1 pseudogene is annotated in these 2,157 nt (G+C 74.8%); it reads left to right on the forward strand.

What is annotated here, in order from left to right:
- Positions 1 to 206: 206 nt before the first annotated feature.
- A pseudogene (locus ACTIDRAF_RS30765) lies at positions 207 to 2,157 on the forward strand (type I polyketide synthase); the annotation flags it as partial.

The following is a 2,157-nucleotide window of genomic DNA, read 5'->3' on the forward strand; positions in this document are numbered from 1 at the left end:
CCCCCCCCCCGCCACGGGCACCGCAGGGCGCCGGCAGCCGGCTGCACCTCGCCGCCGCCCCCGGGGGCGGCACGCGAAGGGGAGCGGCCAGCCGAGCCCCCGCCCCCGGAGGGCCGCCGGTGCCGGCGCCGGCCCGGGACCAGGTGGAACGCCCGGTCGCGACCCCCGCCCCACGGGATCGGCGCCCGGTTCCGCTGTTCGACCGCGTGCAGCTGGAACGCCTGGCCACCGAACCGCTCTCCCGCCACTTCGGGCCGCTCTTCGCCCCCCAGGACGGCTACCGGCGCCAGGTCCGGCTCCCCAGCGGTACGTTGCTGCTGGTGGACCGCGTCACCGGTCTCGAGGGAGAACCGGCGACCATGGGGCTGGGCTCGATCCGCACCGAAACCGATGTCCGCCTCGACACCTGGTGCCTGGATCCGGCGGGCCGGATGACCGCCGGAATGGTCATCGAGGCCGGGCAGGCCGACCTCCTCCTGATCAGCTGGCTGGGTGTGGACCTGCTGAACCGGGGGGAACGGGTCTACCGGCTGCTGGGCTGCGAGGTGACCTTCCACGGGCCGCTGCCGAAGCCGGGCGACACCCTGCGCTACGACATCCACGTCGAGCGGCACGCCGAACACGCCGGGACCCGGCTCTTCTTCTTCCGGTACGACTGTCACGTGGGCGACGAGCTCCGGCTGACGGTGCGCGAGGCACGGGCCGGGTTCTTCACCGACGAGGAACTGACCCGGTCCGGCGGGCACCGGTGGCGACCGGAGGCGGACCGGACGCGCGGCGGTGGCCGGCGCGAGTACACACCGCTGGTGTCGCCCCGCGGCCGGTTCGACGCGGCCGCCGTCCGAGCCTGGGCGGACGGCCGGCTCGCGGACTGCTTCGGACCGGAATGGGTGATCGCGGCCGCCCACGTGCGGACCCCCCGCATCACGGCGGGGCCGACGCTCCTGCTCGGCGAGGTCACGTGCCTCGACGTCACGGGCGGGCCCTGGGGAGCCGGGCACCTCCGGGCCGAGACACCGGTGCGGGCCGACGACTGGTTCTTCGAGGGCCACTTCCCCGACGACCCGTGCATGGCGGGCAGCCTGCTGCTGGAGGCCGGGCTCCAGGCGATGGCCTTCTTCCTGACGGCACTGGGCCTCACCCTCGGCCGGGACGGCTGGCGGTTCGAACCCGTCACGGGGCGGCCGGTGACGATGCGGTGCCGGGCGCAGGTCACCCCCACCAGCCAGCGACTGCGCTACGAGGTCCTCGTGTCGTCGGTCACGGACCGGCCCGAACCCACCCTCGTCGCCGACGTCGTGTGCCTGGTGGACGGGGCGACCGCCTTCCACGCCCGTGACCTCGCGCTGCGACTGGTCCCGGACTGGCCCCTCGACCACTGGCGGCACCTGGGACCACCTCGTACCCAGCCCACCGGCACCCCCGTCCCCCTCGCTGACCTCGGAGGGCTCCGGGACCACCGGGACCCGGCGCCGGTGGCGCGGTGGGGGGAGTTCTCCTTCGGGTACGAGGCGCTGCTCACCGGTTCCTGGGGGCGCCCCTCCGCGGCGCTGGGCCCGGCCTTCGCGACCCTGGACGCGCGCCGCACGCCCCGCTTCCCGGGGCCGCCGTACAACTTCCTCAGCAGGGTCACCGAGTTCGTTGGCGATGCCGGCGAGGCCCCCGCCGGGCTCACCGTGCGGTACGACGTGCCCCGCCAAGCCTGGTACTTCGAGCAGAATGGCTGGCCGACGATGCCGATGGCGGCGCTGATGGAGGTCGCCCTCCAGGGGTGCGGGGTCCTGGCCGTCCAGGTGGCCCGATCCGCACTGGTCGGCCCGGTCGAGGTCTTCTTCCGGAACCTCGACGGCGAGGGCACCGTGGTCGGGGAGGTCCGGCCCGGTGACGTGGTGACGACCGCCATCGAGCTGACCAACCACTCGCGGGCCGGCGAGATCACCCTCCTGTCGTTCTCCTTCGCCTCCTCGGTGGCGGAACGGCCCGTCTTCACCGGCACCGCGGTCTTCGGCTTCTTCCCGGAGGACGCCTTCCGGCAGCAGCCCGGGTTGCCCACCAGCCCCGGGGACCAGGACCGGATGCGGCTCCCCGGGCACCCGGCGGTCCACCTCGCGGAGTGGAGCGACCGGCCCGGCGCGCTGCGGCTCGCCGGCCCCATGC

Source organism: Actinoalloteichus spitiensis RMV-1378 (genome assembly GCF_000239155.1).
Classification (GTDB): domain Bacteria; phylum Actinomycetota; class Actinomycetes; order Mycobacteriales; family Pseudonocardiaceae; genus Actinoalloteichus_B; species Actinoalloteichus_B spitiensis.